The sequence below is a fragment of the Desulfosporosinus sp. OT genome, assembly GCF_000224515.1.
In the GTDB taxonomy this organism is placed as follows: Bacteria; Bacillota; Desulfitobacteriia; order Desulfitobacteriales; family Desulfitobacteriaceae; genus Desulfosporosinus.
In genome coordinates this window covers 89,130-111,035 of record NZ_AGAF01000080.1, presented here as the reverse complement: position 1 = coordinate 111,035, position 21,906 = coordinate 89,130, and the positions used below count along the sequence as shown (strand labels likewise).

Below are 21,906 nucleotides of genomic sequence, written 5' to 3'. Positions count from 1 at the left end.
ACCCGTTCGGATCCACACTGCAGGAGAATTTGTTTCGGGACGCAGTGTGGCGAAAAGCTCCTTTCGCCATGAAGTGTTTCATTGGGGTGGGTGGCTCGGCGATACTAATCCTTCAGCGCGATAAGTATGTGAAGGGTTACGCGCTTTCGGCGATAGTGTCCACCGGACACTATCGTGCCTTTGGTTTCAGGGCTTGAGCGCAAGAAGCTTTACAACTTTACATAACTCGACAATTCCTAACTATCGCCTCATTGTGTTACAAAATGATAAGTATTTAGCTTGGAGTACGAGAGTAGGTGCTTCGATAAGAATTTTTAATGGGTTGTTGTGATTAAAAGGCCCTGAGCTTTAATAAAGGCAATATAATAATTGAAGAAAGAATATTTAGGAGATTAAAAAATTGGATGCAATTATCAATGGGAAAATAATAATTGGAAATGAACTGGAGACAGACAAGGTAATTATATTCGAAGATAAAATTATTGATATAATACCAAGATCTGAAATCCACAAATACTCAATCAATAATTTAATTGATGCTAAAGACAACTATGTTTCATCCGGTTTTATAGATATCCATACACACGGGGCTATGGGGCATGATATCATGGATGGCGATCTTCAAGGAATTAGAGCAATATGTAAAAGATTTGTCTCCTATGGTGTTACCGGATTTCTTGCAACTACCATGACTATGGATTGGGATAAAATAGAGTCTGCTCTAAGGGTAATCAAAAAAGCGATGGTCGAAACCTCAGGTTCAAATGTATTAGGGTGTCATCTGGAAGGACCCTTTATAAGTTCAAAAAATCCAGGAGCTCAAAACCCAATTTATATGCGGCATCCAGATTTTGAGCTGTTGAGAAATTATAAGAACCTTATTAAAGTGGTCACAATAGCTCCAGAGCTTGAAAATACAGAGTGTTTTATAAGAAAATGTGTGGATAGCGACATCGTTATCTCTCTAGGGCATAGTTGCGGGACCTATGAAGATGCAATAAATGCCATTGAAAACGGTGCACGAAGCATTACCCATACTTTTAATGCAATGACCCCTCTAAACCATCGGGAGCCGGGAATTGTTGGGGCAGCGATGTGTAGTTCTGAAGTATATTGTGAATTGATTGTTGACAACATCCATATACATCCTGCAGCACAGCGGATATTACTACAATCCAAAGGAATTGAGAAGATTATTCTTGTAACTGATTCAATGCGGGCCAGTGGCCTGGGAAATGGCCGCTATGAACTTGGAGGTCAATGTGTTGTAGTTGAAAATAATAGTGCTAGGTTAGAGGATGGCACACTTGCAGGCAGTATTCTAACCATTGCCAATGCGTTAAGAAATTTCAAACGAAATACAGGAATAAGTATTATTAATGCGGTTAAAACTGTAACTGAAAATCCTGCAAAGTTATTAGGAATGGAAGAAAGCATAGGACATATAGGAATAGGTAAACGATCGGATATTGTTGTTTTTGATGATAATTTTTCAATACTATACACGTTTGTTAGCGGTCATTTATGCTATATCGCTGAAAATACTTAATGAAAGTTTTTGGGAAATGCTACCGAGAAAGTGAGTCACTTTAAAAAGCCTGAAAAAAACTAAATATTTTGGTATTTTCCTCCTGTAAAGCTATAATGTAACTGGTCAGACCATCAGACGATATGGTATGATATGAGGAGACGGCTTACTTGAAATGGAGAGCTAGAGTATGGTGTGGAAGCTTAGTGAAAATATTGCTCAAAAGATAGTAGAATTTATTAATGGACAATGTGGCTATGCTGTTATTGTCTGCGATGGGACAGGGACGATTATTGCTGATTCTGCCCGAACGAGAATAGGTATGCAGCATAATGGGAGCAAACAAATATTAGCGACGACTAGTGATTCTGCTATTATTACAGATTCAGACGCTGAAGCATCCGGGGGTCGACTTAAGGAAGGGATTAGTTTAGCAATTAAAGCAGACGGTATAAAGATTGGTACATTTGGAATCGCAGGACCGTTGGCAATTGTTAAGCCAGTTGCGAAGATCGCAGCGGGCATGGTCGTTATGATGTTAAGAGATGAAGACTTGAAAGTTGTCATTCGCAAGCAGGTCGAGATTCTAAGCACTTCGCTGGAACAAGCGGTTAGTGCAGTGCAACAAACTGCTGCTTCTGCCCAAGAAGTAGTTTCTATTAGCAATTCGATCGCAGAGGAAGCTCAGGAAGGAAACAATCATCTTCAGTATACTTCGAGTATATTGGAGCTTATACGAAAAGTTGCTAAACAAACTAATCTGTTAGGATTGAATGCCGCAATTGAAGCTGCTCGAGCAGGGGAACAAGGTCGTGGTTTTTCGGTGGTCGCAGGGGAAGTGCGCAAATTGGCGGAAGAGAGTAATCGCTCAGCTAATGAGATAAGTGGGATTTTGCTGCAATTTCGAGCCATTATCAGTAAAATTACGGAGAGCTCTCAACGTAACTGTGCAGTTACTTTAGAGCAGGCCCAGGCCAATCAGGAAATTGCTTTCTTAGTTGAAGGGGTCCAACAAGTGAGTCGTGAATTACAAACTTTGGCTTCTAATTTATGACCCCAAATATATTTTTTCCAAGTGTGTTTTAGAAAAACTAGAAAAACTATAAAAACCTTGTTAATTGGGAAGAATCTTTACTTATAATAAATAATGATTAAGGAGATGTCACAATGGAAGTTAGTTTGGCTTATGGAAAAAATGGATTGAAGGTTAACGTTCCTGAAAATTCGAAGATTATTGAACCAACCCACCAGCAGCCACCAGAGGATGATCATGAAGTTGTATTGAATGCTCTGCGCAACCCTATCGGCACCAAACCTTTAAAAGAAATGGTCAAATCCAGTGATCGTGTTGTCATTGTGATTAGTGATATTACCAGACCGACGCCAAATCATAAATTGATTCCCTGGATACTTGAGGAACTTCCTCATGTCCCTATAGAGAATGTTACGATTATTAACGGGACAGCAACCCACCGTGACCAAACGAGAGAAGAATTTGTAGAGATGTTAGGGGAAACGGTTGTAGATACCGTTCGAATTATCAATCATCACTGTCACGACAAATCTGAGCTAACGCATCTCGGAACAAGTCGCTTCGGCTGCGAGGTATACCTCAATAAAGAATATGTTGAAGCCGACTTTAGAATTGTCACAGGATTCATTGAACCTCATTTTTTTGCGGGATTTTCTGGAGGGCCAAAGGGGATTATGCCAGGGATTGCGGGTATCGAAACCATTCTTACGTTTCATAACGCCAAGATGATTGGGCATCCAATGGCTACTTGGGGGGTCTTGGAGAATAATCCCCTCCAAGAGATGACTAGAGAAGTTAACACCTTTTGCAAACCGGATTTTCTCTTGAATGTTGCTTTGAATGGCAAAAAAGAGATCACGAATGTGTTTGCTGGCGAGTTAGCTGCAGCTCATGCAACAGGGTGTGCTTATGTAAAAGAACATGCTATGATTAAGTGTGATCAACGCTTTGATGTCGTCATTACGACGAATTCCGGCTATCCGCTCGATCAAAACTTATATCAAGCTGTAAAAGGTATGAATGCTGCTCAAAAGATTGTCAAACAGGGAGGGACTATTATTTGTGCAGCAGAATGTATTGAGGGTATGCCCGAACATGGCAATTTTGTTAAGATCTTAGACATGCGTGACACGCCAAGCAAACTCTTAGAAATGATTAATGAACCATCTTTTCAAATGTTTGACCAATGGGAAGCTCAAAGACTGGCAATGATTCAGGAATGGGCGGATGTCCATATCTTTTCAACGTTGCCGGATGAGTCTGTTAAAATAGCCAAACTGACACCGATTAAGAGTATTGAACAAACCCTGAAAGAACTTACAGATAAATATGGCGATAAGATGAGTATTGCAGTATTGCCTCTGGGTCCCCTGACGATTCCCTACGTAGAAGAATAACATTGTAAGGCCGTAGTCAGTTATTTTGAGGATATTCTATAGTAAGCTCTATAGGTATTTGAGCGGGTTCTATTTGTTTAAATAGAGTGCCCGCTCTTTATTTTTGGAAAATAAGTGCCAAGAGAAAACCAGTAAAGATATGATATAAAAGAAATTAAATAACCAATACAACAAACATAAAATAACAAAAAAGCCTCCACCAACATACATGAAAATAGGAAACGGGACGAACGTTTGTGTACGTTCGTCCCGTTGTGGGCATATTAGAAAAATAGGTTTTGAGTCTATAAGGTTTGGAGGGAACAAACTCGTACTTGTAAACAATTAAATTGGACGACAGTTGTCTACAAAATATAGTTAGTCCATTATATCGGCACCCTGTTCTGCCATTTCCTTTTCAGCAAAAGTAACCATCTTTTTGACCATGTTTCCGCCGATTTGACCTACTTCACGGGTAGTCATATTGGCGAACCCTTTTTCTTGAATATCATCATCTAAATGAAGTTCTTCAGCTACTTCCCACTTTAGTTTATCCAACTGTCCTTCGGATTCAGGAACTTCAGGTGTATTACGGCTCATTTAACCATCCTCCTTTTTCAGTTGTTTTAGTGAACGCATTATTATATTATCCATCTCGATGGACTCTATACACGGTTATAATACACATAATTATACAGATTTTAAGTAAAGAATACCCAGGAAGGGATACAGTATGTTTGTTACTTAGTGCCACGAATTTATAAATTTTAATGTGGGGTTCAAAGAGTGCCTGCGCTTAGTTTGATCCTCCACCTTCACAAAGGGATATTTGCTTCTCCTGTCGAATTAGACATAGTACCAATGTATCCGTTCAAAATGCTCAGAAGTTCATCTATGACCGAGAAGTACAACGGGAACAGGACACTTAGGATTGGGGATAGTTACTTCATAATACGAAGGGGTGATGATTTGCACGAGATGTCTTTAATGGGTGGAGTATTTGAGGTCATCGAACAGACCCTTTCTTTACATGAAGTTAAGCGCGTACTTCAGGTTAAACTAAAAGTTGGAGAGCTTACGAATGCAGAACCAGATGCTTTGGACATGGCGTTTGAAGCATATAGCAAGGATACCATATGTGAGGGGGCAGAGCTAATTATAGAGCGTGTTCCTGTGCGCGCTCAATGCAGGAGTTGTCAACATGTGTTTGCCGTAAAAACTATGTTTTTTCTTTGCCCGAACTGTCAAAATACGGGCATTGAAGTGATTCAGGGAGAGGAACTTTTACTTGAAAGTCTGGAGGTTGAATAGTATGGATCATACTCGCCGAGAAATTGAAGTGATGGCAAATTTACTTAGTGCTAATGATATGCAGGCTGAAGTAAACCGTACCCACTTCCGCAAGAATAATTGTCTAGCCATTAATGTCATAGGCTCACCAGGAGCAGGGAAAACGACACTGTTGGAGAAGACGTTGCCCCATTTAACCTTGGATCTCCAGGTGGGGGTTATTGAGGGAGATATCTTTACAAGTAAAGATGCTGATCGCATCGCTGTTCACGAGATTCCAGTCATTCAAATTAATACTGGCGGAGGTTGCCATCTTGATAGTAAGATGGTAAATAAAGTTTTGCCTGAATTTGATTGGCAGGCAACGGATCTCATGATTATTGAAAATGTCGGAAATTTAGTTTGTCCAGCTGATTTTGATTTAGGGGAAGCGTTTAAGATCATTGTTTTAAGTATTGTCGAGGGAGATGACAAGCCAGCAAAATACCCAGTGATCTTCCGCAATGCCAAAGCAGTTGTTCTCAATAAAATGGACCTTGAGCAGTTAACAGATGTGAATATGGCGACTATGAAACAAGATATCCTAAGCATTAATCCTGAAATTAAGATCTTCGAGGTATCTTGTCGCTCAGGGAATGGTCTTATAGCTTGGACAAGCTGGTTAAAGCAAGAAGTCAAAGTCTATCAGGAAAATATAGGGTAATTTCGATAAAGAAAACTTGGCTGGCGCCAAGCTTGCGAAGGCGGCCGCCTTAGTTGAACTTATGCTTAGACGAAGGCACTGTCTTCGCACGGATTAGCCCTACTTGCAGTATATAACGAAGTTTATACTTTCTGATAGTATACAAAAGGGCACGACGTATCGTGCCCGAAAACATTATCTATATAGGCGAATACCATGATAGATATCTAAATATCGTCAGAAACTTTTAGCTAGGGAGACAAAAGTTGAAGAAAATAAAACAGACTTATAAGGTGCATTAGTTAATGAACCTTATAAGTCTGTTTTATTCTGATTTTCTGTGAGAGGTAGGTTTTTAGACTCATCAAGTCGTCAAGGTCGAAGCAAATTTTCCTTGATGTTGAATGGAGTCAATTTCTTGGAGAACGAATTCTTTAAGACGGGGAAAGAGCGCTTGGATTTCTGGGCTGATCTCCATTCCCCATTCCAAACTTTTGGGCTGAAGGCCAAAAATTAAGGTTTGAGGAGCTTGCCCCAAGACATTGGCCATGGCAAGCACCTCAATGATCCCGATTTGATGAAATGAAACCTCGAACTTTTCCGGGAAGATTTGAATATCTTCCGGTGTGAAGCGAAACAATGCCCCGGGTTCATCTTTGGCGTCTATGGCATCAATAATAATTAGAAAATCGACTTCTTGAATGAGGTGTACCAGTTCAAGTCCGGCTGTGCCCCCTTCAAGGAGCTCCACGTTATTCGGAAGTGGCATTTTAGCCATTTCATCCAAAAAACGAACGCCTAAACCTTCATCGGATAAGAGGATGTTGCCTACCCCCATCACCATAATTTTTGGTGAATGCATGATTACATTCCCTTCTCATTTCTCATTTTGCCAAAGAACATGAATAGAAATTGTTCATAGGCTGCTGTAAAGACAAGATAAATATGAATGCCAACGACTGCTATAAACAACCACATAAAGACGTAGTGAAGGCCACGAACAGCAGCTAAACCGCCAAAATAGCCTGCGAGATTTGCCAGTTGTTCTGGCTTGTAGAGTATAGCTCCAGTAATTGCTTGGGCGACAGCCATTATTGGCAGGGCGATATAGGCCATTTTCTGAAGAGGATTATACTTCCCTACTTTTGGGTGTTTGCCGATGAACAGATAATACTTAATTTGGGGCCAGATAGTTTTAACATCTTGGGTATTGAGTAAAATATTATCATAATCCTTATGCTTTCCAAAAAAGGAATAGTAGAAACGTACAATTCCATTAATAATTAAAGAATACATAAAGATAAAGTGTAAGTTGCGAACTAGATTCATGGGCATTCCAGGATAAGGGGAGTGTATAAACCAACCTGTGAGGCCTAACATCAGAAAATTAATTAAATTTATCCAGTGGCTAACACGCTGGAATAATGGGTGGTCAAGTGGGTCAACCATGTCCTTTCCTCCTTTTCTACCAGCCAATCCGGAATTTTTTAATGTCGTTGGTTACTGGATCGATGAGGTGAATTGCACATGCTAGGCATGGGTCATAGGAACGAACTACTCGTACGATATTGACCGGATTTTCGAGGTCGGGAACTGGGACGCCGATTAAAGCTTGTTCAACCGGGCCACGGACTCCATTGTCATCACGGGGTGAGAAATTCCAGGTAGTCGGAACAACCATTTGATAGTTCTCAATCTTATGATCGGCGACCTTGACAAAGTGGCCAAGCGAGCCGCGGGGTACTTCGGTCATGCCCGCACCTTGCCCAGTTACCGGAGCTTCCCAGTGCTCTGTATCATGGATGCGGAAATCCTTGGATCCCATTTCATTCTCTAAAGCATCTAACCAAGTGAACATATCCTTGACCAGAAGGAGAGTTTCATAAGCTCGAGCTGCATGACGGGCGACAGCACCTGGTTTGATATTATTCTTGGCGATAATGTCCAGAAGACCTTTTGGTTGCATGATAAGCATTCGGGCGAGAGGCCCAACTTCGATAGGTTTAGCATCATAGCGAGGCGCTTTAACAAAGGTGTAGGCACCCTTCTTATCCAGATCGGGTATTGTATCCTCAGTATAGGGCGTTTTACCATTAGCGCTGGCTTTATACCAAGAATATTGAACATCCTCCGTAATTTTCTTTTCATCCACAGGTAAGATATTGCTTAGATCCCCATTCATGATCAAACCCGCTTTGAAGAATAAATCTTTACTCTCATTATCTCGGGCGAAACCGCCATAAGACATGTAGTTCAGAGCTCCGCCACCAACGCCTGCTTGAGCCAAGGGGAGCAACGGACCAGTACCGAAGGTTAAAACATCTTGGAGATAGATCTTTTCAATAAAATCAAGCTGCTCAGAAAGCATCGAGCGGAATTGTTCAATTACTTCAATATTGGGAAGCATAGTAACACCACCAACAACTATGGAAGATTGGTGGGGCTGTTTTCCGGCAAACAAAGCGGACATCTTCTTGGCCTTTGCTTGCATCTCCAAAGCTTTGAGGTAGTGGGCGACGGCCATTGTCACTAACTCTGGATCATTGACACTGAAGGCATCAGGTTTGTAGCGAGGGGTTAAAGGAGCAGTATCTCCGGCTACAACGAGCTTAACAATTTTATCTTTAACAGCCAGAAGTCCGGGGTCTTTTCCTTGATATTTGGCGACAGCCATGACATCTAAGTAGTCTAGCGCGCTCAGATGATAGAAATGTAGCGGATGGTCATGTAAAAACATAGCCCCAATGATCAGGTTACGGATAATCCGACCACCAGCAGGAACGTTAGCCCCAAAAGCTTTGTCTAGGGCCATTGAGGATGCCCAACCATGGGAACCTGCGCAAACTCCGCAGACACGTTCTGTAACATACGTAGCATCCCGAGGATCGCGACCGCGGAGCATAGCTTCAATCCCACGGTACATGGTCCCGATGACATGTGCTTCAACAACTTTATCATTCTCGACTTCAACTTCAATCCTTAAATGCCCTTCAATGCGTGTTAAAGGATCAACAACTACTTTCGCCATCTACATATCCTCCTTACGATCATGATCCTTACTGCTCAATCTGCCGCTAGCTGCCGTGGCGATTAAGTGGGCACCAAGGCCAACGGCTGCTGCTCCTCCGATAACGGCTCCGACGGTATCGGCATTAATCTGACCGATGCCCGGTAGCTTAAACATTTCTTGTTTTGCATATAAGGGGCTAAATTCTTTATAAAAGCTTTTCTCTGAACACCCCGAACAAGGTGATCCGGCGTTAATACAGAAGTTAGCGTTGTCATTCCACCATACTTGAGCACAGTCTGTGTAGGTTTGCGGGCCTTTGCAGCCTTTTAACATAAGACAATACTGCTTCTGGAGAGGATCATTCCAATCTGTGAGGAATTCGCCATTTTCAAAATGGCCGCGGCGTGGACAGTTATCGTGTAATAGTGTGCCATAGAATGCTAGGGGGCGATTTTGCGAATCAAGGGGAGGAGCTTTATGATAAGTTAAATAATAGACGATAGTACCAATTAAGGTTGTGGGTTTAACGGGGCAACAAGGAAGATTGATAAGCGGTGTGGAAATTCCGGCAGTACTAAGGATTTCTCCTACCCCAACGGCACCAGAAGCACAAGCGCCCGGAATACCAGCCCCTTCAGATGCGCAACTACCTATGGCGATGATCGCCTGAGCTTTGCGGGCGGCTTCAATCAGGGTTGTGCGGAATGGCTTCCCTCCAACCATACAGAAACGGTCATACTCCTCTTTAGCTGGACAAGCACCCTCTACGATGAGAACGAAGTTCTCTTTCAGAGCTGATTGGTAGGCTTCCTCGGATGTTTGACCGGATCCGGCCATGATCGTTTCATGATAGCGAATTGAGAGCATGTCTAGAACGAGTTCGGCGGGTGAAGGGTTTAAGGTGGCTATGGCTGACTCGGTACATCCTGTACAGTCCATACCTTCCAACCATATAACAGGTGGCTTCTTAAGAGCTTGTTCTAGAGCCGAGGCTGCTTGGGGAACAAAAAGTTCAGGTAAGCCAAGTGCCGCGGTCGTTGCTGCTACTAACTTCATAAAATCTCGCCGAGAAACGCCTTTTGCTTTGAGCAAATCAAAATTTCCCATAATTTTCAGAACACCTCCTGTAATATGCGTCATCGCTTGTAATCAGAAATATTTATACCTAGAATATGTATTCGACTCAAACTATTGTATTCCTCCTTATATTTTAGAAGAATCTAAAAATTTTAATTATTATTTAAAATCTATTTATTAATTCCACTGAATTTGTCGAAATTTTAATAGTCTTATCATCCTCTTGAAGAAAATAGAGTTTGGCGTGTACAATATAAGGAAGTTAATAGGATTTTTGTCATCAATTAAACGCTCATTTTCATAGAAGCAGCGTCTTAGAACAGGAAGAATCAAGAAAGCTATTGAAAGCTGGTTGTTGTATCATATGAATCTTGAAGCAAAGACTATTTACTTCAATGGGATTGTTCAAGGGGTGGGCTTTCGGCCGTTTGTTTTCAAGCTCGCGGAAGAACTAGGTATTAAAGGGTGGGTGAATAACTCAAGCCAAGGTGTGACGATCCATGCAGAAGGTGCTAAGCTGGAGTTGTTCTATCATCGTTTGCTGGAAGAGGCCCCGCCTTTGGCTAAAATTGTGACGGCGCGATCCGTTGGGGCGGAGCTGGAAAATTATGCGACGTTTGAAATTGTTGAGAGTGAGGCGGGGCAAGAAGCAGATGTTTTAATTTCGCCCGACGTTGCAACGTGTGGAGATTGTCTTAAAGAAGTAGCCGATCCTGAGAATCGGCATTACCGATATCCTTTCACAAATTGCACGAATTGTGGCCCGCGCTATACGATTATCCGTGATGTACCTTATGATCGAGCACAAACGACCATGTCAGGGTTCCCGATGTGCAAAGCCTGTGCAGTAGAGTATAGAAATCCAAGAGATCGGCGTTTCCATGCTCAACCAGTGGCCTGTAAAGAGTGTGGGCCGATGGTCGAACTCAGAAATGATGTGGGTCACGTGCTCCCTGGCATAGGTGTCGCTCAGCTGTCCCAAGGAGGGATTATTGCGGTAAAAGGATTAGGTGGTTTCCATCTTGTTTGTGATGCTCGAAATGTGCAAGCAGTACGGCGCCTGCGTGAGCGAAAAGAACGAGGAGCCAAGCCTTTTGCAGTGATGGCTCGGACGGTAGCACGAGCGCGAGACGCGGTTGTTATTTCCCCTAAGGAGGAGGAACTGTTACGAAGTTCAGCCGCTCCCATCGTTGTACTTGAACGTAAGGTTGGACTAACTAATTCTTTACCAGAGGACATAACGCCGGGTATTCATACGTTAGGAATCATGCTTCCTTATACTCCCCTTCATCATCGTTTGTTTGAAGGACCGTATGATTTTCTAGTCATGACGAGTGCCAATCTCAGCGGCCGCCCTCTTGTTTATACCAATGATGAAGCCTTCGAAGAATTACAGGGAATCGCCGATTATTTTTTGATGCATAACCGGGATATTTATCATCCCTGTGACGACTCGGTTGTTCAAGTTATCGGAGATGAAGCAGTTTTTTTGAGGCGGGCTCGCGGTCAGGTCCCTTTACCGATTTTGATGTCATCAATTCATGTCAAGACCCCATTACTAGGTGTGGGCGGAGATCTGAAAAATGCTTTTTGCCTCGCCTCCGGCCAGCGGGCTTTTGTAAGTCAGTATCTTGGAGATATGCAAGGATATGAAAATCTCCAACGTTTTCACCAGGAACTTAAATCCTTTCAGCGAGTTGTCAATATTTCGCCGTTGGCGATTGCTTACGATAAGCATCCGAACTACCAGCTGACCCGATTTGCCCTGGAACAGCCTTGGTCGAAACGTTCAGTGCAGCATCATCATGCGCATTTAGTCAGCGTGTTGGGAGAGTGGGATCGCTCAGACCCGACTCTGGGGGTTATCTGTGATGGGACTGGTCTCGGAGAAGATCAGTGTATTTGGGGATTTGAATTTATATACGGTAATGCTTCAGGATATGAACGCAAGGCACATCTGGAGTATTTGCCACTTCCATCGGGCGATGCGGCTGCAAAACGTCCTTTGCGTATCGCATATGCTTATCTTAAAACGCTTCTTACCAGTGAGACTTGGCAAAAGACAGAACCTTTTTGGACAACACTTTCGGTCAATGAACGTCAAATCTTAGATCGCCAACTTGAAACAGGGGTTCAAATCTTCCAAACATCAAGTGCAGGGAGGCTCTTTGACGCAGTGAGCGGGTTGCTTGGTGTTTGTACAAAGGTAACCTACGAAGGACAAGCGGCGATCGAGCTGGAAAGTCTGGCAACGAGGTTTTGGCAGAATCGATGTGCTGAAGTTGCAGAGCATAAGGTAGATAAGATACGATTACTATATCCTTATGAGGTTAGAGTAGAACGGGCGGTATACATCCTTGGGGTAAAACCGCTCTTTGAAGGACTAGTCCAGGACATTATTCTTGGCGTGAGTCGGGGAGAAATCGCGTATCGTTTTCACCGAACCATTGCTCAGGCTATCGTAGATCTTGTGTTACAATTAAGAGTAGCGGCAGATCCTTTGGTTTTGAGCGGAGGGGTCTTCCAAAATAAACTTTTGACAGAAATCATTCTTAATCTCTGTCAAAACCACAAAATTGAAGTCTTGCGCTCTAAAGCGCTCCCTCCCGGAGACGGCGGGCTTGCCTTCGGACAACTATTAATTGCGAATGAGGTGTTGTAAATGTGTTTAGCTATTCCTGCTAAAGTTGTTTCGATGGATGGTTCGATTGCCAAAGTGGATATGATGGGGAATGAACGGGTTGTCAGTATTGACTTGGTTCCTGAGGTCAAAATCGGTGAATATGTTTTGGTTCACGCGGGCTTTGCCATTGGAATCATCGACGATGAGAGCGCAAAAGAGACTGAAGAACTTTTGTTGGAGGTAGCCAATGCCTATGAACAAGAGTAAGGAGCTTTTGACTAAGGCGGCTGACTATCTTGCGGAAATCCAGGCCTTAGCCCAAAGTACGTTTACAATTATGGAGGTGTGTGGAACACATACCGTAGCTATCGCTAAAAATGCGCTTCGAGAGTTGTTGCCGGAGACGGTTCGCTTAATATCAGGACCAGGTTGTCCAGTTTGTGTGACAGATAGCAGTGACATTGATCGCTACCTTTATTTAGCTGCGCAACCGAATGTGATTACCGCAACGTTCGGAGACATGATTCGGGTGCCGGGGACAGAGAAAAACTTGCAAGTTTTAAGAGCAGAAGGGGCAGATGTTCGAATTGTTTATTCGACCCAAGATGCTTTAGAGTTAGCCCGAAAAAACCGGGATAAAGAGGTCGTCTTTCTGGGAATTGGGTTTGAGACGACAGTGCCTACTGTAGCCGTAAGTTTAGAAACAGCAAAACATGAAGGAATAGAAAATTATAGCGTGCTATCTATGCACAAGGTCGTTCCTCCAGTGTTAAGACTGTTAGCTGAGGACGCTGAATTGGTTGTCGATGCTTTCCTTGATCCAGGGCATGTCTGCTCGATTATTGGCATTGAACCCATTGGTTTTATGGCTAAGGATTATGGCAAACCTGGCGTTGTGACCGGATTTGAAGCCCTTGATATATTAGAAGCCATTGTTATGCTTCTTCGTCAACGTGAGGAAGGGCGTTCAGAAATTGAAATCCAATATAAACGGGTCGCCAAACCAGAAGGGAACCCTCGAGCCAGAATGTTCATCGAACAAGTCTTTGAGCCGGTTGAGGCATCCTGGAGGGGTATAGGATTAATTCCCCAAAGTGGCTTGGGTATTCGAGAAGAATACAGCTTATGGGATGCGGCCAAGAAATTCTCGTTGCCGATTTTTCATTCCGAGGAAACCCCCGGTTGCCGTTGTGGGGATGTCTTGAAAGGTCGAATTTATCCAACCCAATGTTCTTTGTTTGCCCGTTTTTGTACACCTATGAAACCGGTTGGACCTTGTATGGTGTCTTCCGAAGGGTCATGTGCCGCTTATTACCGATACGCACAAAGGAGTGGGGATTAATGGAACGTATTATGATGGCTCATGGAAGCGGTGGGCGGTTAAGCCATGAATTAATTCGTACCCTTTTCCAGAAGTATTTAGGCAATCCCTACCTAGATCAGATGAATGATGCGAGCATATTACCGGGACGAGAGCAAATTGCAGTAACCACTGACTCATTCGTGGTTTCACCCTTGTTTTTCCGCGGCGGAAATATCGGTAAACTTGCCGTATGTGGCACCGTCAATGACCTAGCAGTGAGTGGAGCGACGCCTAAGTTTTTAACGCTGGCGCTTATTTTAGAAGAAGGCTTGCCCTTGGATGACCTAGAGCGGATCATTAAGAGTATTGCCGAAACAGCATCGGAAGCAGGGGTCTCGATCGTATGTGGGGATACGAAAGTTGTCGAACGGGGAAGCGTAGATAAAATTTTCATAAACACAACGGGGATCGGGTATATTACCAATCGTTTAGTCGGCCCAGAACGAATTCGGCCCGGCGACGAAATTCTGATTACTGGGACGATTGGGGATCATGGGATTGCAATTTTGTCTGAGCGAGAAGGACTTGAATTTCAAACCCCAGTGGTGAGTGACTGCGCGCCCTTAAATGGACTTATTGATGCCTTTTATTTGCCAGGAGTTAAATGTATGAGAGACCCTACCCGTGGTGGCGTGGCGACGACGCTTAATGAATTGGCCGGGCAAGCTGGAGTAAGTATTCTCTTAGATGAGAAACTATTGCCACTTTCTCCAAGTGTTGAAGGGGCATGCGAAATGTTAGGCTTAGAGCCCCTTTATTTAGCGAATGAGGGGAAAGCCTTGGTAATTGTTTCACCAGAAGTCGCGGACGATGTTCTGCAAAAAATACAGGCCCACCCACTGGGACGCTATGCGGCACGCATCGGGCGAGTTCATGAGGAAAAGCCAGGACTCGTCTTGTTAGAAACCCCTCTTGGGGGAAAACGTATTGTTGGCATGCTTGAAGGTGAGCATCTTCCCCGGATATGTTGAGAAGGAAGGAAGAGGGTATTATGCGGATAGCAGTCATTGATGGGCAGGGCGGCGGTATTGGCAAACATATTGTTGAGCAGTTACGCAAACGAATGCCCGAGTTGGATATCCTTGCTCTGGGAACGAATGCTCTTGCTACAGGAGCAATGTTGCGTGCTGGGGCTACAGAGGGTGCTTCGGGGGAGTCCGCGATTTGTTTTAATTCTGATCGGGTAGACATTATTGTCGGATCGATTGCGGTAATGATGGTCTATGGTCTGTTGGGAGAAATTACTCCGGCTATGGCTATGGCTATTTCTGCCAGTAGGGCAGACAAATTGCTGCTCCCAATCCAACGCGGGAATATTCAACTCATAGGAGTTGTCCGAATCCCTTTACCTCACCAGATTGAAGCTTTAGTTACTGAAGTGGAGGAACGACTCAAGGGCAAATAGTTCTATTTGACAAAAGGATTAATAGTTGCTACTATTAATTCATACTAATTTGATATGAATTGGGGGAATTGAACATGAAAGTTGTTGATTCTATTGCGGATTTGATAGGGCAGACCCCTTTGATCCGTTTACAGCGAGTGGTGAAGCCTGGCATGGCTAATGTTTATGTCAAGGCTGAGGCTTTCAATCCAGGCGGAAGTATCAAAGATCGGATAGCCTTGGGAATGATACGGGATGCTGAGGAACGAGGGGTGCTTAAACCGGGGGGAACTATTGTTGAGCCGACAAGTGGGAACACGGGTATTGGACTGGCGATGATTGCAGCCGCTCGAGGTTATCGTCTAATTGTCGTTCTGCCGGATACGATGAGCGTTGAGCGGCGGATGCTAATGGTCGCCTATGGCGCTGAATTCGTCTTAACGCCTGGAGCAGCAGGAATGAACGGCGCGATTGAAGAGGCAAAACGTTTGCTCCGCGAAAACCCGGATTATTTTATGCCTCAGCAATTTGAAAATCCTGCCAACCCGGAAGCACATCGACGGAGCACGGTCTTAGAACTTCTTGATCAGTTGAGCGGTATCGATGCTTTTGTCGCCGGAATTGGTACTGGGGGGACAATAACGGGAGTGGGTGAGATTTTGAAAGCCCGTCTGCCGGAAGTAAAGATCATTGGGGTTGAGCCTGCCTCGTCGCCAGTCATCTCTGGCGGAAAACCAGGGCCGCATAAAATCCAAGGTATTGGCGCTGGGTTTGTCCCTGCAGTTTTAAACCAAACAGTTATGGATCAACTTATTCAAGTAAGTAATGAGGATGCTTTTGACACAACGCGGCGTCTAGCACGTGAAGAAGGACTTTTGGTAGGTATTTCGTCTGGGGCTGCGGTAAGTGCGGCACTTCAAGTAGCCGCAACCTTGGGAGAAGGCAAAAACGTTGTTGTCATTGCTCCCGATACAGGGGAGCGTTACTTGAGCACTGAACTTTTTACCAGCCAAAGCTGATTCGATGTTCATGGTTCGATAACCCAAAAAGCTTGGAATAAGTTTTAAAACTAAACTTTTAGTGGAGATAGTAACTCCATTAAGAGTTTAGTTTTTCTATATATTTCTTTACAAGGGAATTTACCCTATGCTAAACTGTTTAATAGTCAATTAGCACAAGGAGGAGTTTGTCATGTCGGGACATTCAAAGTGGGCAAACATTAAACATAAAAAAGGCAAGGCAGATGCCCATAAAGGGAAAATGTTTACCAAACTGGGTCGGGAGTTAGTTGTTGCCTCCCGGGCATGTGGGGGAGACGTTAACAACTTTCGATTAAAAATTGCCATTGAAAACGCTAAAGCGGAAAATGTGCCCAATGAAAATATCCAGCGAGCAATTCTGAAAGGGATCGGCGGCCTAGAAGGCGCAGCTTATGAAGAACTGCGTTATGAGGGGTACGGTCCTGGCGGTGTAGCCGTAATGATTGATATTCTAACGGACAATCGCAACCGTTCGGCTGGTGAGGTCCGCCATATTTTTTCTAAGAATGGTGGCAACATGGGTGAGACCGGTTGCGTCAGCTGGATGTTTGAAGAAAAAGGTCAACTGAGAATCTTACGTGAGGGGCTTAAGTTAAACGACGATGATTTGATGATGATGGTCTTAGACGCAGGAGCTGAGGACTTAGATATAGATGAAGATGGTTTTGTAGTCTACACCGCTCCAGACGCCCTGGAAAGTGTTCGTCAGGCGCTTGTAGATCAAAAAATTTCAGTGGAAGAGTCTGTGATTAGCCCTATTCCTCAAAACACCATCGAAATAACGGATGCAGACCAGGCACGGAAGATTGTACGTTTGATGGATATCCTTGAGGATCATGACGATACTCAAGGGGTGTATTCTAATTTTGAATTGGCGGAAGCCTTGTCGGGTGAAGATTTTTAGACAAGACTAAGTTTCGAACATCATAACGATTAAACCATGCCCTCCTGGCAAGACTAGAGGTAAGAAGACATGTCAGGAGGGTTTTTCATTATGTCCAGATGTATTGTAATGAGTCTCGTCCTTATTATTGGTTTAGGAATTGGCAGCATTGTACCTACAGCAATGTCTTGGTGGGACAATATAAATCGTGCTTATGCCTTAAATTCAATCAGCTCAGAAACTACCTCATCGATGGATACCTTGGCTAATGGTGCTTCGCGTAGGGTTACCTATCATTTTGGCTTGGAGGATGGGGTGCTATCTGTAATCGAAGGGACTCCGGGAGCGAACGGCAGGGTCATCGTGACTGGACTAAATGTCCAAGCTTGGCCAAAGGAAATGCTGGATATTGCTCCTAAGGTGGAATTCTATTCCTTTGATGAGGTTCAGTCATTTATCGATACGGTCAACGAACCTCTGTGGCGAGAGTAGAAAGGTATTTTATAGGAGAAAGGGTATCGTCCGTCTTCTGTCGAAATCTACTATGTTGAAAGGAAGACGCGAGTATGATTATTTTAGGGATTGACCCTGGAACAGCGATTATGGGGTATGGATTAATTGAACAAAAAGGAAATCATTTAAGCCCACTTGCTTATTCTTGCTGGCGAACGCCTGCTCACACACCTCTGGCGGAGCGTTTGTTAATGTTATATCAACAAATTGACCCTTTTCTTCGGGAGTTCCCTCCAGATCACATGGCGGTTGAAGAGCTTTTCTTTAATCGCAATACCACAACCGCCCTAGCAGTGGGACATGCTCGAGGTGTCGTCTTACTGGCCGGTGCCCAGCATGGCATCCCGATTTATGAATATACTCCGCTACAGGTTAAGCAAGCGGTTGTAGGATATGGAAAGGCCGAGAAAACGCAGGTGCAACAAATGGTCAAGGGATTATTAAAGTTGGACGAAATTCCCAAACCAGACGATACAGCTGATGCTTTAGCCATTGCAATCTGTCATGCCCATAGTTTTGCATTGAATCGTAGAATGGAGGAATTCCGATGATTGGGATGTTGCGAGGCAAGGTCTGGGAAATCCAATCAGAACGTTTGGTGCTTGATGTGCAAGGGGTTGGGTATTTACTTACAGTGCCCTATGGACTCTTGGCGAAGTCTTCGCTGGGGCAGGAACTTGTTGTGTACACTCATGTGGTGATGCGCGAAGATGATTTATCCTTATATGGTTTCTCTTCCTTAGAAGAAAAACAACTCTTTCTGGAAATGTTGAGTGTTTCAGGCATTGGCCCTAAAGCGGCCATCTCACTACTTTCAACCTTTGGAGCTGTTCAAATTCAAAGTGCAATCGCAAGTGAAAATCTTAATTTATTAACTAAAGTTCCAGGAATCGGTAAGAAAACAGCTCAACGACTTATTTTGGAACTGAAAGAAAAATTCAAAGGGCATGTTTCTCTTCCCAGTGGTGGGGAATCATTTTCAGACACCTCTCCCCATACACACTCTGAAGCACTACAAACATTGTTAGCTCTGGGTTTTGGCTTGGAAGAGGCGAGACAAGCCCTGGGACATGCCGTTAAAGACAGTGGGGAATTAACAACGGAAGAGCAGGTGAAAAAAGCTCTGCGTTTGCTTGCGGGCGGTTAAGTCAAACAGAGAGTTTTAATATTTAAAGACAGACGAGAGGAGAGCTGGAAATGGAAGAGCGTCTGGTTGCTCCCCAAGAACAACCTGCAGATCATGAAGGGGAAGCGCTTCGACCCAATCGGATGGGTGATTATATTGGGCAGAGAAAAATTAAAGAAAATCTGAGTATCTTTATCCAAGCTGCATCCACCCGTGGAGAAGCGCTGGATCACGTCTTATTATATGGACCGCCCGGTTTAGGAAAGACGACGCTGGCGAATATTATTGCGGCAGAAATGGGCGTGAGTATTCGCACCACTTCTGGTCCGGCGATTGAACGACCAGGCGATTTAGCGGCTATTCTAACGGCCTTAGAGCCTCGTGATGTGCTTTTTATCGATGAAATCCACCGCTTAAACTCGACGACAGAAGAAATCCTTTATTCAGCCATGGAAGATGGGTGTCTAGACATCATGATCGGAAAAGGGCCCAGTGCCCGTTCAATTCGCTTGTCCCTGCCTCCGTTTACGTTGGTAGGAGCCACAACAAGAGCCGGACAGTTAACATCTCCCTTGCGTGATCGTTTTGGGGTTATTAGTCGTCTGGAATTCTATGAGGTTAAGGATTTAAAAGAAATTGTGCTTCGGGCAGCAAGTATCTTGAGATTGGACATAACGGATGATGGTGCGGAAGAAATTGCCTGTCGTTCTCGTGGTACACCGAGAATTGGTAATCGCTTGTTGAAACGAGTTAGGGATTTTGCCTTGGTCTGGGAAGATGGCGTCGTCACCCAATCAATAGCCCGAGAAGCGCTCAATCGCTTGGAGGTTGACCCGTTAGGATTGGATCAGATTGACCAAAAAGCATTAAAGACGATCATTGAAACCTTTACTGGAGGCCCAGTTGGTTTAGATACGCTCGCGGCAACCATCGGAGAAGAATCAGTAACGCTTGAAGATGTTGTCGAACCATTTTTACTCCAAATGGGATTTCTCCAACGTACTCCTCGTGGACGCGTGGCCACAGTAAGAGCCTATCAGCATTTTGGATATTCACTTCCCCAGAATCGGTCTGACAGCGGACTTTTCCCAGAGGATAAAGGACTATAAGGAAGTTTCTTAGCTTAGAGAACACTTTAGTGGAATTGCGTGATGAGCGCAGAGGATAAAGCGTTAAGAAACGCAACGGGACTTGTCCATGACTCGGACAGGACGTTCGAGGTTAGAGCATCGCCCGAAGACACTGTCTTCGCACGTATTAGCCTTCTTGCAGGATGGCTAGATGCCGTGATGGACTGATGGCGCGGTGCCAAGGATGCAAGGTGCGACGCACATGCGACGGAACAGGATGTATATCGCCGAAGGCGCAGAGCTATTAACGTACACTCTCGCGCCGTAGGATGACTATCGCCGAAGGCGCTGACCCACAACGAACACTTATCGCCGTAGGATGCTAAGACACTTCCTCTCGCGAGAGAGGAATGCAACTGAGAACCATCCCATCTCCTGTGGAAGTCGAAGAATTCTAACCACATTATCCCAAAGGAATCACGACATATAAGCCAAGGAAAAAGGGCAATCTGAACATGAAGGTGGTGTTGAGCATGCTTCAGATTGTTTATCGGTTCCTCTTTTTGTGTATGGCTTTATTCATACTCGTGTTGAGTCCAGCCACTCCGTGTCAAGCAAACGAGATTTCAGTTGAGCTTGTTTGGAAGTTAGGCCAGGCTTCATGGGTTGAAATAGATGTTGAACAAGGTGACTATCAACTCATTGTGGATACAACGACTCGTAAGTTTCCAACAGGTTCTACCATCCAGTTAGGTTGGGGTGGCTGGACTCCTATTTTGCGAATTAACCAGGAAGATTATCAAGTTTCCCAAGGATCTGTCTTAGAGCTGAGGGGGAACAACTTGGGCTGTCTGCGTGTTAAAACTCCGGAGGGCAATGATGTTGTTTATCGCGGAGGATTACAAATGAATTGGGAAAATGGTCATTGGCGGTTAATTAATCGAGTGGACAGTGAAGACTACCTTAAAGGGGTTGTGCCTATCGAAATGAGCAATGAATGGGCTCATGGAGGGATAGAAGCGCTCAAGGCTCAAGCCGTGGCTGCCCGAACCTTTCTTGTTAGACATACAGAGAATGGCCAAAAGACAATTACCGACTCTCCTGATATTGATCAGGCCTATGCGGGTAAGTTCGTGGAAGGAGAAGCTTCGGCAGCAGTCGACGCTACTCGAGGGCAAATTTTAGTGGACACCCAGAGCAAGCAACCAATCGAAGCGCTTTATTCGTCACATAGCGGGGGATATACCGAAGACGCTAAAAATGTTTGGGGAACTACGGATATTCACAATGTATCTCATCCAGATCCTTATTCAGAAGGAGTTGGCGGTGCGGTTGCTCATTGGCGATTTATTGTCTCTGCACCGCTCCTAGGTTCAACGTTTGGGGTAGGACCAGTCCGAAATGTTGAGCTTGACAAGTTTCCCTCGGGTAGGGTAAAAAGTGTAAGGATGGAAGATGGATTTGGACATTCCCAGACGGTTACCGGGCGTACATTTGTCAAAGCTTTTTACCCTTTTGGGCAACCGATTAGAACAGCCGCCTTTTTAGGAAGTTTGTTTGAAGCCCAGACAATTGCGCCCCAACTTGATTTGTACGGAAAATCAGGCTTATCTGTGTTTCTAAGCGCTGAAGCAGCTTCCTTAGTTTCAGGGACTAGTTCGGCTCAAAAGGAGCAAGGCCCCTTGCTTACTAAGGTTCTCAGTTCATCGTTAGGAACGAGTGCCACGTCCCAGCCGTTCGGGGTCTTTATCTTTGAAGGCCAAGGTTGGGGGCACGGTGTGGGGATGTCTCAATGGGGAGCTTATCATATGGCTCAAATAGGGTATACTTATAAAGAAATACTTTCGTTTTACTACAATAATACCCTTATTCAATGAATGAAATTCATGATCAGATAACCACGTGCTG

The 21,906-nt window shown here is 44.3% G+C and carries 24 protein-coding genes; 19 read left to right on the top strand and 5 right to left on the bottom strand.

Features of this window, described 5'->3' with window-relative positions; all coding sequences use genetic code 11:
- From DOT_RS31380 to larA, 4 genes are all read left to right on the top strand, one after another.
- The coding region (locus tag DOT_RS31380) for a hypothetical protein (protein WP_207637033.1) at positions 1-197 on the top strand (197 nt) is incomplete at its 5' end.
- 203 nt (positions 198-400) lie between these two features.
- On the top strand, positions 401-1,549 hold the full coding sequence (gene nagA, locus DOT_RS07490; protein WP_009616501.1) for an N-acetylglucosamine-6-phosphate deacetylase: 1,149 nt from the start codon (positions 401-403) through the stop codon (positions 1,547-1,549).
- Positions 1,550-1,718: 169 nt separating this feature from the next.
- Positions 1,719-2,582 (top strand): sugar diacid recognition domain-containing protein, encoded by an 864-nt coding sequence (locus DOT_RS07485; protein ID WP_009616499.1) that lies wholly within the window; start codon positions 1,719-1,721, stop codon positions 2,580-2,582.
- Positions 2,583-2,695: 113 nt separating this feature from the next.
- On the top strand, positions 2,696-3,958 hold the full coding sequence (gene larA, locus DOT_RS07480) for a nickel-dependent lactate racemase (protein WP_009616497.1): 1,263 nt from the start codon (positions 2,696-2,698) through the stop codon (positions 3,956-3,958).
- 357 nt (positions 3,959-4,315) lie between these two features.
- Here the strand turns inward: larA and DOT_RS07475 are convergent, their stop codons facing one another.
- Positions 4,316-4,537 carry an alpha/beta-type small acid-soluble spore protein gene (locus DOT_RS07475; protein ID WP_009616494.1) on the bottom strand — a complete coding sequence of 74 codons (222 nt, stop codon included), beginning with the start codon at positions 4,535-4,537 and terminating at the stop codon, positions 4,316-4,318.
- 369 nt (positions 4,538-4,906) lie between these two features.
- Between DOT_RS07475 and hypA the strand changes: the two genes are divergently transcribed.
- Together hypA and hypB are read left to right on the top strand one after the other, a co-directional pair.
- On the top strand, positions 4,907-5,248 hold the full coding sequence (gene hypA / locus DOT_RS07470; RefSeq protein WP_009616492.1) for a hydrogenase maturation nickel metallochaperone HypA: 342 nt from the start codon (positions 4,907-4,909) through the stop codon (positions 5,246-5,248).
- 1 nt (position 5,249) lies between these two features.
- Positions 5,250-5,930: a hydrogenase nickel incorporation protein HypB gene (gene hypB, locus DOT_RS07465; protein WP_009616490.1), complete on the top strand. Its 681-nt coding sequence runs from the start codon at positions 5,250-5,252 to the stop codon at positions 5,928-5,930.
- A gap of 343 nt (positions 5,931-6,273) precedes the next feature.
- Here the strand turns inward: hypB and DOT_RS07460 are convergent, their stop codons facing one another.
- Genes DOT_RS07460 through DOT_RS07445 form a run of 4 tightly spaced genes read right to left on the bottom strand, consistent with a single transcriptional unit; the run spans position 6,274 to position 10,026 of the window.
- Positions 6,274-6,771: a HyaD/HybD family hydrogenase maturation endopeptidase gene (locus DOT_RS07460; protein ID WP_009616488.1), complete on the bottom strand. Its 498-nt coding sequence runs from the start codon at positions 6,769-6,771 to the stop codon at positions 6,274-6,276.
- Between the two features lie 2 nt (positions 6,772-6,773).
- A complete protein-coding gene (cybH, locus tag DOT_RS07455; RefSeq protein ID WP_009616486.1) occupies positions 6,774-7,358 on the bottom strand; it encodes a Ni/Fe-hydrogenase, b-type cytochrome subunit in 585 nt (194 codons plus the stop codon).
- Between the two features lie 16 nt (positions 7,359-7,374).
- A complete protein-coding gene (locus DOT_RS07450) occupies positions 7,375-8,937 on the bottom strand; it encodes a nickel-dependent hydrogenase large subunit (RefSeq protein WP_009616484.1) in 1,563 nt (520 codons plus the stop codon).
- Positions 8,938-10,026 (bottom strand): hydrogenase small subunit, encoded by a 1,089-nt coding sequence (locus DOT_RS07445; RefSeq protein WP_009616482.1) that lies wholly within the window; start codon positions 10,024-10,026, stop codon positions 8,938-8,940. It lies immediately after the preceding gene.
- 334 nt (positions 10,027-10,360) lie between these two features.
- Here DOT_RS07445 and hypF point away from each other — a divergent pair, with 334 nt between their 5' ends.
- The 13 genes from hypF (at position 10,361) to DOT_RS07385 (ending at position 21,875) form a co-directional block, all read left to right on the top strand.
- A complete protein-coding gene (gene hypF / locus DOT_RS07440) occupies positions 10,361-12,658 on the top strand; it encodes a carbamoyltransferase HypF (RefSeq protein WP_009616480.1) in 2,298 nt (765 codons plus the stop codon).
- The gene (locus DOT_RS07435; RefSeq protein WP_009616478.1) at positions 12,659-12,886 is read left to right on the top strand and encodes a HypC/HybG/HupF family hydrogenase formation chaperone; all 228 of its coding nucleotides are present in this window, start codon (positions 12,659-12,661) and stop codon (positions 12,884-12,886) included.
- Positions 12,867-13,961, top strand: coding sequence for a hydrogenase formation protein HypD (gene hypD, locus DOT_RS07430; protein ID WP_040411507.1), 1,095 nt, complete (start codon positions 12,867-12,869; stop codon positions 13,959-13,961). The genes DOT_RS07435 and hypD overlap by 20 nt, the downstream gene beginning before the upstream one ends.
- Positions 13,961-14,953 carry a hydrogenase expression/formation protein HypE gene (gene hypE / locus DOT_RS07425; RefSeq protein ID WP_009616475.1) on the top strand — a complete coding sequence of 331 codons (993 nt, stop codon included), beginning with the start codon at positions 13,961-13,963 and terminating at the stop codon, positions 14,951-14,953. Before hypD ends, hypE begins: the two co-directional genes overlap by 1 nt.
- Positions 14,954-14,973: 20 nt before the next feature.
- The gene (locus tag DOT_RS07420; protein ID WP_009616473.1) at positions 14,974-15,387 is read left to right on the top strand and encodes a DUF3842 family protein; all 414 of its coding nucleotides are present in this window, start codon (positions 14,974-14,976) and stop codon (positions 15,385-15,387) included.
- Positions 15,388-15,461: 74 nt separating this feature from the next.
- Positions 15,462-16,385: a cysteine synthase A gene (gene cysK / locus DOT_RS07415; protein WP_009616471.1), complete on the top strand. Its 924-nt coding sequence runs from the start codon at positions 15,462-15,464 to the stop codon at positions 16,383-16,385.
- A 172-nt stretch (positions 16,386-16,557) separates the two neighbouring features.
- Positions 16,558-17,310 carry a YebC/PmpR family DNA-binding transcriptional regulator gene (locus DOT_RS07410; RefSeq protein ID WP_009616469.1) on the top strand — a complete coding sequence of 251 codons (753 nt, stop codon included), beginning with the start codon at positions 16,558-16,560 and terminating at the stop codon, positions 17,308-17,310.
- Positions 17,311-17,400: 90 nt separating this feature from the next.
- Positions 17,401-17,781 (top strand): hypothetical protein, encoded by a 381-nt coding sequence (locus tag DOT_RS07405; protein WP_009616467.1) that lies wholly within the window; start codon positions 17,401-17,403, stop codon positions 17,779-17,781.
- Between the two features lie 74 nt (positions 17,782-17,855).
- Complete coding sequence (gene ruvC / locus DOT_RS07400) at positions 17,856-18,353, top strand: crossover junction endodeoxyribonuclease RuvC (protein ID WP_009616465.1); 498 nt, start codon at positions 17,856-17,858, stop codon at positions 18,351-18,353.
- Entirely contained in the window at positions 18,350-18,949 is a 600-nt protein-coding gene (gene ruvA, locus DOT_RS07395) for a Holliday junction branch migration protein RuvA (RefSeq protein ID WP_009616463.1), read from the top strand. Before ruvC ends, ruvA begins: the two co-directional genes overlap by 4 nt.
- Positions 18,950-18,999: 50 nt before the next feature.
- Positions 19,000-20,037, top strand: a complete 1,038-nt coding sequence (gene ruvB / locus DOT_RS07390; RefSeq protein WP_009616461.1) for a Holliday junction branch migration DNA helicase RuvB — start codon at positions 19,000-19,002, stop codon at positions 20,035-20,037.
- A gap of 42 nt (positions 20,038-20,079) precedes the next feature.
- On the top strand, positions 20,080-20,226 hold the full coding sequence (locus tag DOT_RS30345) for a hypothetical protein (RefSeq protein ID WP_009616459.1): 147 nt from the start codon (positions 20,080-20,082) through the stop codon (positions 20,224-20,226).
- Positions 20,227-20,531: 305 nt separating this feature from the next.
- Positions 20,532-21,875, top strand: a complete 1,344-nt coding sequence (locus DOT_RS07385; RefSeq protein ID WP_009616457.1) for a SpoIID/LytB domain-containing protein — start codon at positions 20,532-20,534, stop codon at positions 21,873-21,875.
- The last annotated feature ends 31 nt before the right edge of the window (positions 21,876-21,906 follow it).

Bases quoted from the DNA above. Each gene is read 5' to 3' on its own strand.
- DOT_RS07460 (WP_009616488.1), bottom strand. From the start codon at position 6,771: ATGCATTCACCAAAAATTATGGTGATGGGGGTAGGCAACATCCTCTTA.
- ruvA (WP_009616463.1), top strand. From the start codon at position 18,350: ATGATTGGGATGTTGCGAGGCAAGGTCTGGGAAATCCAATCAGAACGT.
- DOT_RS07475 (WP_009616494.1), bottom strand. From the start codon at position 4,537: ATGAGCCGTAATACACCTGAAGTTCCTGAATCCGAAGGACAGTTGGAT.
- DOT_RS07435 (WP_009616478.1), top strand. From the start codon at position 12,659: ATGTGTTTAGCTATTCCTGCTAAAGTTGTTTCGATGGATGGTTCGATT.
- DOT_RS07450 (WP_009616484.1), bottom strand. From the start codon at position 8,937: ATGGCGAAAGTAGTTGTTGATCCTTTAACACGCATTGAAGGGCATTTA.
- cybH (WP_009616486.1), bottom strand. From the start codon at position 7,358: ATGGTTGACCCACTTGACCACCCATTATTCCAGCGTGTTAGCCACTGG.
- DOT_RS30345 (WP_009616459.1), top strand. From the start codon at position 20,080: ATGAGCGCAGAGGATAAAGCGTTAAGAAACGCAACGGGACTTGTCCAT.
- cysK (WP_009616471.1), top strand. From the start codon at position 15,462: ATGAAAGTTGTTGATTCTATTGCGGATTTGATAGGGCAGACCCCTTTG.
- DOT_RS07420 (WP_009616473.1), top strand. From the start codon at position 14,974: ATGCGGATAGCAGTCATTGATGGGCAGGGCGGCGGTATTGGCAAACAT.
- DOT_RS07385 (WP_009616457.1), top strand. From the start codon at position 20,532: ATGCTTCAGATTGTTTATCGGTTCCTCTTTTTGTGTATGGCTTTATTC.
- larA (WP_009616497.1), top strand. From the start codon at position 2,696: ATGGAAGTTAGTTTGGCTTATGGAAAAAATGGATTGAAGGTTAACGTT.
- hypB (WP_009616490.1), top strand. From the start codon at position 5,250: ATGGATCATACTCGCCGAGAAATTGAAGTGATGGCAAATTTACTTAGT.
- hypF (WP_009616480.1), top strand. From the start codon at position 10,361: ATGAATCTTGAAGCAAAGACTATTTACTTCAATGGGATTGTTCAAGGG.
- ruvB (WP_009616461.1), top strand. From the start codon at position 19,000: ATGGAAGAGCGTCTGGTTGCTCCCCAAGAACAACCTGCAGATCATGAA.
- hypD (WP_040411507.1), top strand. From the start codon at position 12,867: ATGCCTATGAACAAGAGTAAGGAGCTTTTGACTAAGGCGGCTGACTAT.
- hypE (WP_009616475.1), top strand. From the start codon at position 13,961: ATGGAACGTATTATGATGGCTCATGGAAGCGGTGGGCGGTTAAGCCAT.
- ruvC (WP_009616465.1), top strand. From the start codon at position 17,856: ATGATTATTTTAGGGATTGACCCTGGAACAGCGATTATGGGGTATGGA.
- DOT_RS07405 (WP_009616467.1), top strand. From the start codon at position 17,401: ATGTCCAGATGTATTGTAATGAGTCTCGTCCTTATTATTGGTTTAGGA.
- DOT_RS07485 (WP_009616499.1), top strand. From the start codon at position 1,719: ATGGTGTGGAAGCTTAGTGAAAATATTGCTCAAAAGATAGTAGAATTT.
- DOT_RS07445 (WP_009616482.1), bottom strand. From the start codon at position 10,026: ATGGGAAATTTTGATTTGCTCAAAGCAAAAGGCGTTTCTCGGCGAGAT.
- DOT_RS07410 (WP_009616469.1), top strand. From the start codon at position 16,558: ATGTCGGGACATTCAAAGTGGGCAAACATTAAACATAAAAAAGGCAAG.